Source organism: Microbacterium sp. Leaf320, from assembly GCF_001423485.1.
Lineage (GTDB): Bacteria > Actinomycetota > Actinomycetes > Actinomycetales > Microbacteriaceae > Microbacterium.
In genome coordinates this window covers 647190-660964 of the sequence record NZ_LMOD01000003.1, presented here as the reverse complement: position 1 = coordinate 660964, position 13775 = coordinate 647190, and the positions used below count along the sequence as shown (strand labels likewise).

The following is a 13775-nucleotide window of genomic DNA, read 5'->3' as shown; positions in this document are numbered from 1 at the left end:
GCGTCGCCGGTTTTGACGGTGCCCTTCGGCTCGAACAGCGGAGGGTTCTCCGGAATCAGCGGAGGACGCCGCAGGCCGTGTCGACTCGCAGCGTGACCACGCCCTCCGCCGACATCGGGTAGCTCAGGAGGTACGAGCCGGTCTCGTCTTCGATGAGCGTATGCCCGCCCGTCACCGGCCAGGTCGTGCCATCGGAGTACTCGACGTCCTGTGAGGAGGTGCCCGTGGATGTCACCGCATCGCCGTACTCGGCCTGCAGGTCCGGGATGGTTCCCGTGATGTCGGTGCTGGTGATGCCGAGCGCCCACAGCCAGTGTCCGATGCCGTCGTCTTCTCCGGAGCACGCGTACGCGTTGGCGTCGGCCTCGGCGTAACGCTCACCCGCGGGGAACGCGTCGACGAGCTTGTCGACGACGTCATCCGCCGTGTCTCTCACCTCGTTCATGCTCTGATCGAACTTCGGCGGCTCGACGTCGGTGGGAGCACTCGGAGAGCATCCGGCCAGAGCGGCGAGGACGAGAGGCAGTGCCAGGAGTGGTGCGAATCGCGTGGTGCGCATGAGCACAGTCTCGCGCAGAAGGACCGATGTCGTGAAACGGTGGAGCGCCACGGTCTCACGCTGCGCGCCCCGATCGATCACTCCGCTGATGATCCGAGCCCACCGGCATTCCCGAATGTACGCTGAAGCCATGGGTGATCAATCGCCGCCAGCCGTCCGTCCCCTGTGGGCGAGCGTCGCCGACGGGTTCTACGTCGGCAGCCGGGACGGATCGTTCCTCGGCTATATCGACCGTCAGGCCGACGGCCTCTGGCGTGCGTTCGATGCCGCGTCGCGCGCGCTCGGCGACCATGCGGATCACCACGGGGCGATGGCTGCCGTCACCGCCGAGGCCGATTCCGGCGACACAGGGACTCGCGCGGGGGATGCCGGATGACCGCAGCGAACCCCCTCGTCTCGCTCGTGTACTGCAGCAGCGCCACGCGGCCGTTCGACGAGCAGGAGCTCGCCCGGCTGCTGGAGGTGAGCCGTGCTCGGAACAGTGCTCGGGACATCACCGGGATGCTGCTCTACCGCGGGGGAGAGTTCGTCCAGATCCTGGAAGGACCGCGGTCAGACGTCGAAGAACTGATGGAGGCGATCGGTCGGGATCCGCGCCACAGGGACGTGCGGGTGCTGATCGAGGAGCCGCTGCACGAGCGGCGGTTCGACGAGTGGACGATGGGGTATCAGTCCCTGGTCGCGGCGGAGTCAGGGATGGCATCGGGATATCGCGACTCGTTCGATGACCTGCGTATGGGGGATCACGACATGATCGGGCGGGCGATCATGGAGCTGACGCTGTGGTTCCGAGTGCGTGAGTCGGCCACTCGGCAACCGGCCGAGAGCTGAAGATGGTCGGCGCTCAGACCCTCGGCCAGTCGCTCGTCAGGTAGGCCTCGACGGCGCGGTGCCGAAAGGTGTACGGCTTGCCGCGATCGATGATGCCGCGAACGGTGTCGAGACGTTGGGCGGTCGGTCCGAGCTCGGTGACCTTCGAGAGTCCCATTGCCTCTGCGATCCGAGTCGCCGTGCGCTCAGGAGCGGGAAGCTCTGACATCGCCTGGAGCAGCTGCCGTTCACGGGCGGGTAGACGCTCGAGTATCCGCTCGACGTGAGCTGTCGCTTCTCGCTGTGCGCCCTGCCAGCCACGGCGGACCTGGTCGGCGGTGATCGTCGCGGTGGATGCCGCGTACCAGGACTGTTCACCGGCGAGTTGGAAGAGGAATGGCTCTCCCCGGCAGACATCGATGATGAGCGCCGCCGCGTCGGGGGTCATCCGGACGCGGGCGGATCCGCCGGCATCGTCGGAGACGGCCCAGCCTTCGAGGACGAACTCCTGGAGTGCTTCGGCGAGATCTTCCTCGTCGATGGCCGAGAGAGTGGTGGTCTTGAAGCGGCGGGCGAATGTCGCTCCCATGCGCGCACCGGCCATGTCTTCGAAGTCGGGGAGTCCGGTGAGGTAGACGGCGATCGGCAGGGAGCGGCTGACGCGTGCGCCACCGGGCACGCTGACCTCGACCTCGTGCGTGAGGGCGTCACCGAGCGCGATGAGCAGCTGAGAGAGCGCCTTCTCGTCGGTGATGTTCTGTACCTCATCGATGTGGATCAGCGCCATGACGCGGCCGTCGGCGATCGCGGCGAGGCCGACCTCGACCAGCAACGCCGTGAGGGCTGTGAATGGCTCGCGGCCATCGGCGCCGCGGAGCGTGAGGGAGATGCCTGACACGGCAACAGCCTGCACTCGCGCGATCGCGTCGCCGATACGCTTCTCGCGCGATGACGAGAGGCCTGCGTCGGCGGCAAGGGCCAGAACGGCTTCAGCGACGAGCTTCAGCGGGTCGGCACCCGCGGGGACGCGCAGCTGGGGCGTGACCCAGTCTCCGGCGCGGGAGGCCTCCTGGGCGATGCGCCGCACTAGCGTCGACTTTCCGAGGCCAGGCTCCCCGAGAATGGTTCGGCCACGCTCGGGGAGTCCCGCGAGGCGACGAGGACGCACGACGTCTCGCCAGTCGCTCAGCTGTTCGGTGCGCCCCGCCCACACGTCAGGGACGGTATCCGAGCCGGGACTGAAGGGATTGTCGAGTGCATCACGCATCTTGATAACATTATCAGCACAGGGCCAGATTGATAAGGTTATCAAGCGCTGGATGTCGGAATGCAGGCTCCGAAGGGGCCGGGCGAGTGAACCGAACTGCGCCCCGGCCCCTCTCACTGCGCTTAGCCTCAGCCCGCGGCGGGGGCGATCTCGTTCGGCGTCACATCGAGCTCGGTGCTCGCCAGCACCTCACCCGTGGTCAGATCGACCGCGTGCACGCTGTTCGAGGCGGGCTCGGTGACGTAGGCGACGTTGCCGGCGACGACGATCGCGGGGTGGGCATCCTGCCACTCGGCCGGCCCCTCCCACGCCTCGACGACGGGGAAGCTGTCGGTGATCTCGCCGGTCTCCGGGTCGAGCACGTGGATCGCGCCGTCGCTGCTGAGGATGTACGCGAGGTCGTCCGGTCCGCGCACGACGTCGCGGAAGGTGTACTCGACGCCTGCAGGCAGGTCGACGACCTCGAGCGTCTTGGCCTCGGTGTCGATGAGGGTCACGGCGCTGAGCAGGTATCCCTCGGCGTCGACGTCGTTCTTGTAGTCGCCGACGATGATGGGGCTGGTCTCGCTGACGTACGCGTTGCCCATGCGTCCGTACGGCTGGTCGGGGGCCTCGAGCTTGGTGATCTCGCCGTCCTGGTAGATCAGCGCGCCGTTCTCGCAGCCGAAGACCACGGCTTCGTCCTTCGCGGTGCCCTCGCCGTGCACGCCGGGGCACTGGTCGGACGAGACGATCTCAGCACCCTCGGCATCCTTCGCCACGATGCCGTTGCGCCCGTCGGCGTTGCCGACGGTGGTCAGGAACGTGCCGTCCTCGAGCACGACCGAGACGCCGTGGTGCGCCTCGACGCCCGGGATCGTCTCGACCTCGGGCAGGCCGTCGGCGCTCGCGAGGTCTGCCGTGTCGAAGATGGTCGTGTCGCTCGTGCCGTCGGCGTAGAGCACGGTCTTGTCCGCATGCCGCACGACGTGACCGGGGGTGTCGGCCTCGAAGACCGTATCGGTGAGTTCGGGCTCGTCGGTCGTTCCGGCTGCCGTGTCGAGCACCTGGAAGCCCTCGCTCATCGTGACCATGACGTGCCGGTCATCGCCGGCGGGGTTGAGACGAGTGAACGGCTCGGAGTCGAAGTCGGCGACGGTCTCGAGGGTCTCCCCATCGAGCACGAGGATGCCGCCCTCATAGGCGACCGCGACACGGGGGCCCGGCTGCGCGTCGGACGCGCTGCCGTCTGAGGTCGATGCCGGCGCGGTCGAGCCGCCGGCGCATGACGCCAGGGTGACGACGGCGCCGAGGGCCGCGGCGCTGATCAGCGCGCGACGAAGGGGGGAGGTTCGCATGTGCATTCCTCTTTCTCTGTGGTGGGGTCTCAGGGGGTGAGACCGGTGGTGATGCGCTCGGTGTTGATGCGCATCATGGTCAGGTAGTCGGGGGCGCCCTCGTCGGGGCCGGTGAGAGATTCGGTGAACAGCTCGATGACCTCGACCTGCACGTCCGCCTCGCTCGCGAGCGCCTGGACCAGGCGGTCGGGTGACGACGACTCGGCGAAGATCGCGGGCACGCCCGTCTCCTCGATCGCGTCGACGAGGTCTGCCAGATCGGATGCCGAGGGCGCGGCGAGCGTCGTGCCGCCGGGGATCACCGCTCCGACGATGTCGAAGTCGAAGCGCTCCGCGAGGTAGCCGAAGACGTGGTGATTGGTGACCAGCGCTCGGCGTTCGTCGGGAATCGTCGCGAACGCCTCGGTCATCTCCGCGTCCAGCGCCTGGAGCTCGGCGCGGTAGTCCTCGACGGTCGCGTCGAGCGCGTCCGCGTCGATGCCGTCGATCTCTGCGAGCACGGGTTCGATGGCGTCGACCACGTCGATCATGCGCTCAGGGTCGGTCCAGAAGTGCGAGTCCGGCATCCCGGCGGCATCGCCCTCGCTGTAGTCGAGCACCTCGATCGCATCACCGGCTACGAACGCGGGCACGGTGTCGGCCGCGTCGAGGTGCTGCTGCAGACCCTCTTCCAAGCCGAGGCCGTTCGACACCAAGAGGTCGGCGCTGCGTAGGGTCGCGGCCTGCTGGGCCGAGATCTCGAACGAGTGCGGGTCGGCGTTGGGCTTCATGAGTGTCACGACCTGCGCCTGCTCTCCGACCAGTTCGCCCACGACGTCGCCGAGGATATTGGTCGAGACGACGATGGTCGGGCGAGTGTCGTCTGTCGTCGAGCAGGCGGTGAGGCCGATCGCGGCGAGTGCGCTCACGGCGAGGGTCGCGAAGATCCGTGGGGCGCGCATGTCAGCGTCCTGTCTCGGCGACGAACGCCGGTTCGGTGGCGGTCTCGAACGTGCGGGCGATGCGCGCGGCATCCGCGTAGTCGATCTCGTAGAGGAGGTGCTCGGCGGGCGCGCTCAGATAGGCGCGATGCTGATCGGCGATGAGTGTCGGCGCAGAGTCTGAAGACAGGGATTCGGCCACGAGCGGCGCCGTCTCGGCGAGCGTCGATCCGTCGTCGCCGTTCAGCACGAGCACGCGGCCGTCCTGAGCGAGTGCGAGCAGATGGCCTTCTTCGTCGTCGACCGCGGTCACGTGCACGAGCGGGGTGGGAGAGGGGAGGAGAGTCCATGACCGCGCGCGGGTGTCGAGCATCCAGATCCCTTCGGAGCCGGCGAGACCCGCGACAGTGGGGCGCCCCTCGCGGTTGTCGAACGATTGCGCGGGCGGGGCGGTCGTGCCGGCAGGGTAGGGGATGCGCTCCACTCGCAGGTCGTCGCCGTCGACGTGCGCGAGCAGGGCGCCGTCCTGGCATCCGATGACCGCGCCGACCCGTGTCGTGATGGTGCCGGCCGGAGCCATGCACGGCTCTGCGAGACCGGTCGCTTCGCCGTCGGCCGTGTACCCGCGAACGCTCGTTCCGACGCCGTCGGACGCCTCGGTGACCAGCGCGAACGAGCCGACCGGCACGACGAGACCCTCGTGCGGCTCACGTTCGATGCGGAAGAGCTCGCGGATCTCGCCCTTCGACAGCGCCTGGGTGTCGAGCAGCACGGCGTCGCCCGAGTCTGCGAATGAGATGCCGGTGCCGCCGGTCGTCGACAGGTTGGTCGTCGCGACTGCTGCCGTGCCGTCGCCCGGCACCGAGCCGAGCACGGCCGGATCTGCCCGGTAGTAGTGGAAATGATCGACGTGGTCCCAGGTCCACACCCCGCTGTCGACGATCTCGATGCCGTCGTCGGTCTGCGCGAACAGGTAGCGACCGTCGGTCGTCAGAGCGCTGGGGGAAGAGACCTCGCCGATGTCCGTCACGCTCTCGTCGAGCAGGTCCAGGTGGCGCACGGCGCCGTCGGAGTCGATCGACGTCAGCCCGAGCTGCGGCTCAGCCACCTCCTCTGCGCCGGCGACGGCGCCATGACCGGCATCCGAGGATCCGCTCGAAGACGGTCCTGCGGATCCTGGGGCACAGGCGGCCAGCGAGACGATGAGGGCGCCGGTGAGGGCGAAGAGGGTGATGCGAGAGCGCACGGGGTCCTTTCCTGTCGTGTGTCGTGCGGGGTCGCGTCGTCGCGACGGGGGTTCAGGCGCGTCGCGCCCGTGACCCGAATGAGTCGATGGCTGCGCGGCACGCCCACGAGAGGCAGGCGAGCAGGATGGCGGATGCCGCGACCGATGCCCCGGCGGCCGTCGCCGCGTACCACGAGGCGAGCAGTCCGAGGAAGACCGCGGCGACGCCGAAGAGTGCCGCGAGCGCCATGCGGGTCGGGATGCGGGTGGTCCAGTGCCCTGCGGCGACGGCCGGTGCGAGCAGCAGGCCGACCACGAGCATCGATCCGACGGCTTGGTACGAGGCGACGACCGCGAGGGTCACGAGTCCGACGAGCGCGGCCTGCGCGATCTGCGGGCGGAGTCCCAGCACCGACGCGATCCGCGCGTCGAGTGACAGGGCCACGAACGAGCGGTGGAGCACGACGGCCCCGATCAGCCCGATGGCCGCGGCGGCGGCGAGCAGTACGAGGTCGGCGGGGCTGATCGCGAGGATGTCTCCGAAGAGGATCGCCGTCGCGTCGGTGGCGAAGCTGCCGGAGTGGGAGATGATGATGACCCCGAGCGCGAGCATCGAGACGAACAGCAGGCCGATGCTCGTGTCGTACGACAGTCGTGCTCGGCGCTGCAGCGCGCCGATGCCGAGGCTCATCGCGATGGCGCTGAGTGCGCCGCCGACCAGCACCGGCAGCGAGAGCACGGTGGCGAGGGCGACGCCGGGGAGCATCCCGTGTGCCAGCGCCTCGCCGAGGAACGCCATGCCTCGAATGACCACCCAGGTGCCGACGACGGCGCAGAGGATCGCGACGAGTGCGCCACCGATCATCCCGCGTTGCAGGAAGTCGAGGGCGAAGGGGGCGAGCACGCCGGAGGGATGGGAGGTCACACTCAGTGAGCCTAGGGCTTTTTGAGAATGATTATCAAACTCATAAGATGGGGACGTGCTCGACTTCGCCTTCTCGCCACGTGCGACTGCTGATCTCACCGACGTCCACGTCTCGTTCGGTGATCAGGCCGCGCTCGCGGGAGTCGACGTCTCGATCACCTCCGGCTCGGTCACCGTGATCACCGGGCCGAACGGTGCCGGCAAGTCGACTCTTCTCGAGGTGCTCGGCGGCACGCGGGCGATGACCTCCGGCATCCGCCGCGTGCGTGGTGCCGTGGCGTTCGTGCCGCAGCGAGCCGCCATCCCTGACGGCCTTCCCGTATCGGTGAGAGACGTCGTCAGCGTCGGCGCGTGGGGTCGCCTCGGCCTGTGGCGGCGCATGGATGCCGCCGCGCGCGAGCTCGTCGAGACATCGATGGATCGCCTCGAGATCCTCTCGCTGGCCCGTGAACCGTTCTCCTCGCTCTCCGGCGGACAGCAGCAACGAACTCTGCTCGCTCAGGGATTGGCGAGGGATGCCGACCTCCTGCTGCTCGACGAGCCGACGACGGGCCTCGACGCGTCGAGCGCCCTTCGGATCCGGGCGGTGCTGCGCGAGGAGGCGGCACGCGGGGTCGCGGTCGTCTGCGTCTCGCATGACCCCGCCGTCATCGGCGATGCGGAGCACACGATCCCGCTGGTCGAGGGGCGCGTGGGTGAGATCGCGTCGGCCGGCTGAGGCCTACCGGGTCACGCGGACAGGAGTCCGAGCGGCGCGTCGAAGTCCCCGTCGCGGACGCCGGTCGCCGTCGCGTCCGCGGTCGAGTGGACGCGCTCGACTGCGCGACGTCGCGCGATCTCCGAGATCCACGCGCTCGCGGTTCCTCGATACGTCGCGAACTCCCGCGCGTGCGCCCAGACGTGGACGTAGGTGTCCTCGAGCACCTCTTCGGCCGACTCCCGAGCGTCGATCACGCTGAGGATGAGTCCGAAGATGCGAGTGCACGTGAGGTCGTACAGCTGGGCGAAAGCCGTCTGACTGCCGGACGCGATGTGCATCATCAGATCGGCCTCGGCACCCCACACCGCATCCCCGCCGATGCGGGGAGGAACGCGGCTCATGCTCATATCCCGATCGTGGCACGTGCATCGGGAACAGCCGTGGCTCTTGCGCACGGTGGTCGCGAGGTGCTAGCGGCGGTGTCGTGCTGCGCTCACCCGAGCAGCTCCACCCCGAAACCCGACACGACGGCCCGCAGCTCCGCGAGGTAGCGCTGCGCCTGCTCGGTGAGCGGGATCGCGGAGTGGCCGATCCAGCCGATCTCGATGCGTTCGTCGACGTCGAGCGCAATGGCGACGATCTCGGGGTCGAGGTCGTCGCTGATGATGCCGGTCGAGATCGTGTACCCGTCGAGCCCGATCATGAGGTTGAAGATGGTCGCGCGATCGGAGACCCGGATCTCCCGCGTGCTCGACAGGGTGGAGAGGATCTCCTCGGCGAAGTAGAACGAGTTGTTCGCACCCTGGTCGAAGGTGAGCCGCGGCACGTCGGCCAGGTCGGCGAGAGTCACTCGATCCCGGGCGGCGAGCGGGTTCTTGCGGGAGATGAAGATGTGCGGATCTGCGACGAAGAGCGGGCGGAACGCGAGCCCGGAGTCGCGGAGCAGCTTGTCGATGACGTTGCGGTTGAAGTCGTTGCGGTACAGGATGCCCAGCTCGCTGCGGAGGGTGCGGACGTCTTCGATGATGTCCCAGGTGCGTGTCTCCCGCAGCGAGAACTCGTACTCGGCGGCCTCGCTCGCCTTCACCATCCGAACCATCGCGTCGACCGCGAACGAGTAGTGCTGGGTCGAGACCCCGAGCAGACGTCGCGACGGCGGACGGCCGAGATAGCGCTGCTCGAGCAGCGCCACCTGCTCGACGACCTGCCTGGCGTATCCGAGGAATTCCACGCCGTCTGTGGTGAGCGTCACGCCCCGCGCCGAGCGGAGGAGCAGGTCGCGCCCCACTCTGCTCTCGAGATCCTTCATCGCCGCCGACATGGTGGGCTGCGCGACGTACAGCAGGTCGGCCGCCGCGCTGATCGACCCCTCTGCGGCGACCTCGATGTAATAGGTGAGCTGCTGCAGGGTGATGCCGCTCGAACGCTTGGCCATAGCTTCAGACTATGTCATGGCATAGTCGCGGAGCATTACCCGATGGGGATGCTTTCCGCACACCATGGAGGCATCCCCTTTCGCGAGGCCGAGCCCGGCCGATCAGCGCACCGATTGGCACCTCATGGCACACGAGTTCACGTTCCGCATCACGACGACCCCGTTCGACGAGGACTACTCGCCGTCGCACGATTCCCGCATCACCACGAACTTCGCCAACCTGGCGCGCGGTGAGCACCGTCAGCAGAACCTGCGCAACGCGCTGACGATGATCGATCGTCGGTTCAACGACCTGGCCCGCTGGGACAACCCGGGCGCCGACCGGTACACCCTCGAGCTCGAGATCGTCTCGGTCGCGGTGCAGTTCGCCGCGGAGGGGGAAGACAGGGAGTTCCCCCTGCTCGAGGTTCTGGACATCCAGATCGTCGACCGTCTGACCGGAAAGCGCACCCACGGGATCGTCGGCAACAACTTCTCGTCGTACGTGCGCGACTACGACTTCAGCGTGCGACTGCCGGCCGCCAGCGAAGCCGCGGGTCGATTCGCTCTTCCCGACGACTTCGGCGATCTGCACGGCAAGCTCTTCCAGCACTTCCTCGACTCCGAGGCCTACCAGGAGCGGTTCTCCCTGTCGCCGGTTATCTGCATCAGCGTCTCGACGAGCAAGACGTACCGCCGCACCGACAACCACCACCCGGTCCTCGGGGTCGAGTACGAGCAGAAGGACTCGTCGCTGACGGATGCGTACTTCGCCAAGATGGGTCTCTCGGTGCGGTACTTCATGCCGCGCGGCAGCGTCGCGCCGCTGGCCTTCTACTTCCGCGGCGATCTGCTGAACGACTATACGAACCTCCAGCTCATCGGCACGATCAGCACGATGGAGACCTTCCAGAAGATCTACCGACCGGAGGTCTACAACGCGAACTCGGCCGCGGCGGGCGTCTATCAGCCGAGCCTCGAGCAGCAGGACTACTCGGTGACGAAGATCGCCTACGACCGCGACGAGCGCAGTCGGCTCGCAGCCGAGCAGGGCAAGTTCACGGACGAGCACCTCATGCAGCCGCACGGCCACCTTCTCGAGCAGTGGGCCGCCGCGTACGGCGCCACCGCCGACGACCGGGTGCCTGCCGACGACCTCGCACCCGTAGCCTGACCATCTTTCTCGCCCGACCGACGGAGAACTCCACACCATGAACACGCTTCTGCCCACGTCGATCGTCGGCAGCCTGCCGAAGCCCTCCTGGCTCGCCCAGCCCGAGACCCTCTGGTCGCCCTGGAAGCTCGAGGGCCCTGCCCTGGTCGAGGGCGTGCAGGATGCTCTGCGCATCACCGTCGAGGAGCAGCGCCATGCAGGCCTCGACATCATCAGCGACGGCGAGCAGAGCCGCCAGCACTTCGTCACGACGTTCATCGAGCATCTCTCCGGAGTCGATTTCGACCAGCGGGAGACCGTCCGGATCCGCGACCGGTACGACGCCAGCGTGCCGACCGTCGTGGGAGCTGTGAGCCGTGAGAAGCCCGTGTTCGTCGAGGACGCCAAGTTCCTCCGCCAGCAGACCGATCAGCCGATCAAGTGGGCACTGCCCGGTCCGATGACGATGATCGACACACTGTACGACCGCCACTACAAGAGCCGCGAGAAGCTGGCCTGGGAATTCGCGACGATCCTCAACCAGGAGGCGCGGGAGCTCGAGGCGGCAGGGGTCGACATCATCCAGTTCGACGAGCCGGCGTTCAACGTCTTCTTCGACGACGTGAAGGACTGGGGCGTCGCGGTTCTCGAGAGGGCCGCAGAAGGGCTCCGCGCCGAAACGGTGGTGCACATCTGCTACGGCTACGGGATCAAGGCGAACACCGACTGGAAGGCGACCCTCGGTGCGGAATGGCGGCAGTACGAGACCTCGTTCCCGCTGCTGCAGCAGTCGAGCATCGACACCATCTCGCTCGAGAGCCACCACTCGCATGTCCCGCTGGACCTCATCGAGCTCATCCGGGGCAAGAAGGTCATGCTCGGAGCCATCGACGTCGCCAGCCACGAGATCGAGACCCCGGAGGAGGTCGCCGACACCCTCCGGGACGCCCTCCGCTTCGTCGATGCGGACAAGCTGATCCCGAGCACGAACTGCGGCTTGGCGCCGTTGCCTCGTGACGTCGCGCGCGGCAAGCTGCGTGCGCTCAGCGCTGGGGCCGCGCTGCTCCGTGAGGAGCTCGCGGCCGTCAGGGTGTGAACCGCGGATCGTCGCCACCACAGTGGAGGGACTCTCTCTCGACGGGCGTTTCGCAACCGTCGGCACAGAGCCCCTCGACCGGAGCCACTCCGGGGCGATCCCCATGACGCCTGCGGTGCCGGCTCTCAGATAGTGACGATACGCGCGATGGGCCCGCCACGGCATCCCATGGCGGATGCTCTCGGGTGGGCGTACCCTTTTCTCGTCTGCGCGCCGAGGGGCGGCGCCGCTATCATTCACCGGTCGGGCGGGCAAGGGGTGCGGGTATCCGGCCGTGGTGGCATAGAACGGCACTATGCAATCGATCCTGTATGGCGGCGACGAGTTCCTGACCGGTGACGACATCGCGGACGCGCTGCTGGCGTACGGGCGCGCGCTGGGCGATGAGGAGCGTGCCGAGATCGTCGAGATACCCGTGCGGGAGCACGACGGCACCGTCGTGACGGCGAAGTTCCTGATCGGTCCGGCCAGCCAGATCGTGGCGAAGGCGCTCAGCGACAGCGGCCCGGAACTCGAAGACCCTGAGCTGGTTCGTCGGCTCCAGTCACTCACCCGCGGTGTCGAATCTCCCTCTGGTCCACCCCTCGAGGCGCCCGACGGGCCGGAGTACGAGGTCGACTAGACCGGCCCTGAGCCGACCGGCGAATCAGTCCTCGAACTTCGCGGAGAGCCCGTCGGTGATCTGCTCTGCGCTCCGGTGTGCTTCAGCCAGCAGCACGGCGTTGACCTGCAGTTCGGCCAGCTCTGCGGCCGACGCGTGGTGTGCCCGAGCGGTCCGGACGTTCGCACGCAGGTTGACGGAGGAGCCCGAAAGACCCGCGGCGAGTGCTCCGGCTGCCACGGCGAGATCTGCCGACAGGCTCCGATTCCCGATCTCGCTGAGCGTGCGCAGCTCACTCAGAAGAGCCGTTCCGAATGAGCCGAGCCGCGCCGCCGACTCCGCCGCGCGCACGGCTGCAGTGCGCACCCGGGCGTCGCGATCCGGGTCGTCGGCGGGGAGGGCGAGCGCGGCACCGAATTCGGCTGAGAGGATTCCGTCGCCCTCCGCGCCCTGAAGCGCCTCGCCGCGCAGGCGTGCCACTCGGCGACCGCACTCCGCTGCGCGCGGATCGTCGGGCGTGTACGCAGCGACCATGCTCAACAGGGATGCCGCGATGCCGAGCATCACGGCCGACGCGGCGCCGCCTCCCGGCGCTCCGGTGGACTGACCGAGCTTCGCGAGCCAGTCGTCCAGCGGGATCGATGTCGGGATGTCGGCGGATGGCTCCATATCGCCGAGCACTCAGCGCGAGGTCGGTGGAAGCTTGTCGACGCCGTGGCGGTTCGGCTTGTCGGGCGCAGCAGCCGTCTCGGGTGATGCGTGCGCCGGGCCGGTCGGCGCCTCCGAGGTCGGATAGCTCGGCTCGTCGATGTCGATCGCCTTGTCGCGCTCATCGAGCGGCGGCAGATGGTCGAGGGGCTGCTTGATGTCATCGGGGTGGCTCATGCCCACAGACTCCGACATGCCCGCGCGCGGGAACAGGGGGTTGAGATCGTGAGAGTCCTGTGGTTCGCGCCGCACTGAGTGCGGTCGGCTGATCAGGCGACGGCCCGCCAGACTGAAGTCGGCTCAGCGCCGACGGGCGTCGATCAGATGCCTGGTCGAGTGGGCGACGAACGGGCCCTCCGCCTGGATGAGCTCGTGCAGTTCGCGGAGCCGGTCGAGGTGCTTCTCGACGGTGAAACCCGGAACCCACCAGATCACCTTGCGCAGCAGATAGACCACCGCCGCGACGTCGTGGATCTCGATCCGCAGTCTCGCGGTGCGGAGGTCGACGACCTCCAGCCCTGCGGCTTCGGCCGCGGCGACCTCGTCGTCGTGGTGTCGCCCGCGGCGCGCCTCCGGCTGCGGCCCGAGGAAGAACTCGATCAGCTCGAAGGCGCTCGCAGGCCCCACGTGCTGCGCGAGATAGGTGCCGCCGGGGCGGAGCACCCGTGCGATCTCGTTCCACCAGATCGTGGCGGGGTGGCGGCTCGTGACCAGATCGAAGGCGGCATCGGCGAACGGAAGCGGCGGCTCGTCTTGATCGGCGACGACGACCACGCCTCGCGGGTGCAGCAGACGTGTGGCGTGAGCGACGTTCGGTGGCCAGGACTCGGTCGCGACGGCGACGGGCGGGAACGACGACGCCTCGGACAGCACTTCGCCGCCGCCGGTCTGGATGTCGAGCGAGGCGGATGCCACGCTCAGGCGCTCGCCGAGCAGGCGTGAGTAGCCCCACGGAGGGCGCTCCTCGGTCGCCCGGCCGTCGAGCCAGGAGAAGCCCCAGCCCGAGACGTCTGCGGTCGAACCGGCCTCGATCAGAGCGTCGAACGAATCGGTCATCCTT

Annotated in this window: 17 protein-coding genes; 6 read left to right on the top strand and 11 right to left on the bottom strand. The window is 68.1% G+C overall.

Annotation, left to right across the window (positions count from 1 at the left end; all coding sequences use genetic code 11):
• Window positions 1-55: 55 nt before the first annotated feature.
• Entirely contained in the window at window positions 56-559 is a 504-nt protein-coding gene (locus ASF63_RS13185; protein ID WP_157534333.1) for a hypothetical protein, read from the bottom strand.
• A 130-nt stretch (window positions 560-689) separates the two neighbouring features.
• Between ASF63_RS13185 and ASF63_RS13180 the strand changes: the two genes are divergently transcribed.
• Window positions 690-935, top strand: coding sequence for a hypothetical protein (locus ASF63_RS13180; protein WP_157534332.1), 246 nt, complete (start codon window positions 690-692; stop codon window positions 933-935).
• The gene (locus ASF63_RS13175; RefSeq protein ID WP_056514640.1) at window positions 932-1390 is read left to right on the top strand and encodes a BLUF domain-containing protein; all 459 of its coding nucleotides are present in this window, start codon (window positions 932-934) and stop codon (window positions 1388-1390) included. Before ASF63_RS13180 ends, ASF63_RS13175 begins: the two co-directional genes overlap by 4 nt.
• Before the next feature lie 13 nt (window positions 1391-1403).
• Here the strand turns inward: ASF63_RS13175 and ASF63_RS13170 are convergent, their stop codons facing one another.
• The 5 genes from ASF63_RS13170 to aztB all read right to left on the bottom strand — a co-directional run bounded on the left by ASF63_RS13170 (window position 1404) and on the right by aztB (window position 7043).
• Entirely contained in the window at window positions 1404-2636 is a 1233-nt protein-coding gene (locus ASF63_RS13170) for an ATP-binding protein (RefSeq protein ID WP_056514638.1), read from the bottom strand.
• A gap of 128 nt (window positions 2637-2764) precedes the next feature.
• Window positions 2765-3973 carry a zinc metallochaperone AztD gene (gene aztD, locus ASF63_RS13165; protein ID WP_056514635.1) on the bottom strand — a complete coding sequence of 403 codons (1209 nt, stop codon included), beginning with the start codon at window positions 3971-3973 and terminating at the stop codon, window positions 2765-2767.
• A gap of 29 nt (window positions 3974-4002) precedes the next feature.
• The gene (aztC, locus tag ASF63_RS13160; protein ID WP_056514631.1) at window positions 4003-4914 is read right to left on the bottom strand and encodes a zinc ABC transporter substrate-binding protein AztC; all 912 of its coding nucleotides are present in this window, start codon (window positions 4912-4914) and stop codon (window positions 4003-4005) included.
• Between the two features lies 1 nt (window position 4915).
• Entirely contained in the window at window positions 4916-6139 is a 1224-nt protein-coding gene (locus ASF63_RS13155) for a hypothetical protein (RefSeq protein WP_056514628.1), read from the bottom strand.
• A 52-nt stretch (window positions 6140-6191) separates the two neighbouring features.
• Entirely contained in the window at window positions 6192-7043 is an 852-nt protein-coding gene (aztB, locus tag ASF63_RS13150; RefSeq protein ID WP_268770839.1) for a zinc ABC transporter permease AztB, read from the bottom strand.
• Between the two features lie 55 nt (window positions 7044-7098).
• On the opposite strand from aztB, the gene aztA reads away from it, so the two are divergent.
• On the top strand, window positions 7099-7761 hold the full coding sequence (gene aztA, locus ASF63_RS13145) for a zinc ABC transporter ATP-binding protein AztA (RefSeq protein WP_056514625.1): 663 nt from the start codon (window positions 7099-7101) through the stop codon (window positions 7759-7761).
• 11 nt (window positions 7762-7772) lie between these two features.
• Here aztA and ASF63_RS13140 read toward each other — a convergent pair whose 3' ends face one another.
• The gene (locus ASF63_RS13140; RefSeq protein WP_162238886.1) at window positions 7773-8144 is read right to left on the bottom strand and encodes a sigma factor; all 372 of its coding nucleotides are present in this window, start codon (window positions 8142-8144) and stop codon (window positions 7773-7775) included.
• Window positions 8145-8236: 92 nt separating this feature from the next.
• The gene (locus tag ASF63_RS13135; RefSeq protein ID WP_056514618.1) at window positions 8237-9178 is read right to left on the bottom strand and encodes a LysR family transcriptional regulator; all 942 of its coding nucleotides are present in this window, start codon (window positions 9176-9178) and stop codon (window positions 8237-8239) included.
• A 124-nt stretch (window positions 9179-9302) separates the two neighbouring features.
• Here ASF63_RS13135 and ASF63_RS13130 point away from each other — a divergent pair, with 124 nt between their 5' ends.
• The 3 genes from ASF63_RS13130 (at window position 9303) to ASF63_RS13120 (ending at window position 12028) form a co-directional block, all read left to right on the top strand.
• Window positions 9303-10331: a DUF1852 domain-containing protein gene (locus ASF63_RS13130; RefSeq protein WP_056514972.1), complete on the top strand. Its 1029-nt coding sequence runs from the start codon at window positions 9303-9305 to the stop codon at window positions 10329-10331.
• Between the two features lie 37 nt (window positions 10332-10368).
• Entirely contained in the window at window positions 10369-11406 is a 1038-nt protein-coding gene (locus tag ASF63_RS13125; RefSeq protein WP_056514615.1) for a methionine synthase, read from the top strand.
• Window positions 11407-11701: 295 nt separating this feature from the next.
• On the top strand, window positions 11702-12028 hold the full coding sequence (locus tag ASF63_RS13120; protein ID WP_056514612.1) for a hypothetical protein: 327 nt from the start codon (window positions 11702-11704) through the stop codon (window positions 12026-12028).
• Between the two features lie 24 nt (window positions 12029-12052).
• Here the strand turns inward: ASF63_RS13120 and ASF63_RS13115 are convergent, their stop codons facing one another.
• The 3 genes from ASF63_RS13115 to ASF63_RS13105 form a co-directional block, all read right to left on the bottom strand.
• On the bottom strand, window positions 12053-12676 hold the full coding sequence (locus ASF63_RS13115) for a cyclodeaminase/cyclohydrolase family protein (RefSeq protein WP_056514609.1): 624 nt from the start codon (window positions 12674-12676) through the stop codon (window positions 12053-12055).
• A 12-nt stretch (window positions 12677-12688) separates the two neighbouring features.
• Window positions 12689-12892 carry a hypothetical protein gene (locus ASF63_RS13110; protein WP_056514969.1) on the bottom strand — a complete coding sequence of 68 codons (204 nt, stop codon included), beginning with the start codon at window positions 12890-12892 and terminating at the stop codon, window positions 12689-12691.
• A 123-nt stretch (window positions 12893-13015) separates the two neighbouring features.
• The gene (locus ASF63_RS13105) at window positions 13016-13771 is read right to left on the bottom strand and encodes a class I SAM-dependent methyltransferase (RefSeq protein ID WP_056514603.1); all 756 of its coding nucleotides are present in this window, start codon (window positions 13769-13771) and stop codon (window positions 13016-13018) included.
• Window positions 13772-13775 lie beyond the last annotated feature (4 nt).

What these genes read in the sequence shown, in the direction of transcription:
- ASF63_RS13105 (WP_056514603.1), bottom strand. Translation starts at nt 13,771, where the DNA reads ATGACCGATTCGTTCGACGCTCTGATCGAGGCCGGTTCGACCGCAGAC.
- aztD (WP_056514635.1), bottom strand. Translation starts at nt 3,973, where the DNA reads ATGCGAACCTCCCCCCTTCGTCGCGCGCTGATCAGCGCCGCGGCCCTC.
- ASF63_RS13170 (WP_056514638.1), bottom strand. Translation starts at nt 2,636, where the DNA reads ATGCGTGATGCACTCGACAATCCCTTCAGTCCCGGCTCGGATACCGTC.
- ASF63_RS13175 (WP_056514640.1), top strand. Translation starts at nt 932, where the DNA reads ATGACCGCAGCGAACCCCCTCGTCTCGCTCGTGTACTGCAGCAGCGCC.
- ASF63_RS13125 (WP_056514615.1), top strand. Translation starts at nt 10,369, where the DNA reads ATGAACACGCTTCTGCCCACGTCGATCGTCGGCAGCCTGCCGAAGCCC.
- ASF63_RS13115 (WP_056514609.1), bottom strand. Translation starts at nt 12,676, where the DNA reads ATGGAGCCATCCGCCGACATCCCGACATCGATCCCGCTGGACGACTGG.
- ASF63_RS13120 (WP_056514612.1), top strand. Translation starts at nt 11,702, where the DNA reads ATGCAATCGATCCTGTATGGCGGCGACGAGTTCCTGACCGGTGACGAC.
- ASF63_RS13140 (WP_162238886.1), bottom strand. Translation starts at nt 8,144, where the DNA reads ATGAGCCGCGTTCCTCCCCGCATCGGCGGGGATGCGGTGTGGGGTGCC.
- aztC (WP_056514631.1), bottom strand. Translation starts at nt 4,914, where the DNA reads ATGCGCGCCCCACGGATCTTCGCGACCCTCGCCGTGAGCGCACTCGCC.
- ASF63_RS13130 (WP_056514972.1), top strand. Translation starts at nt 9,303, where the DNA reads ATGGCACACGAGTTCACGTTCCGCATCACGACGACCCCGTTCGACGAG.
- ASF63_RS13185 (WP_157534333.1), bottom strand. Translation starts at nt 559, where the DNA reads ATGCGCACCACGCGATTCGCACCACTCCTGGCACTGCCTCTCGTCCTC.
- ASF63_RS13180 (WP_157534332.1), top strand. Translation starts at nt 690, where the DNA reads ATGGGTGATCAATCGCCGCCAGCCGTCCGTCCCCTGTGGGCGAGCGTC.
- ASF63_RS13110 (WP_056514969.1), bottom strand. Translation starts at nt 12,892, where the DNA reads ATGAGCCACCCCGATGACATCAAGCAGCCCCTCGACCATCTGCCGCCG.
- ASF63_RS13135 (WP_056514618.1), bottom strand. Translation starts at nt 9,178, where the DNA reads ATGGCCAAGCGTTCGAGCGGCATCACCCTGCAGCAGCTCACCTATTAC.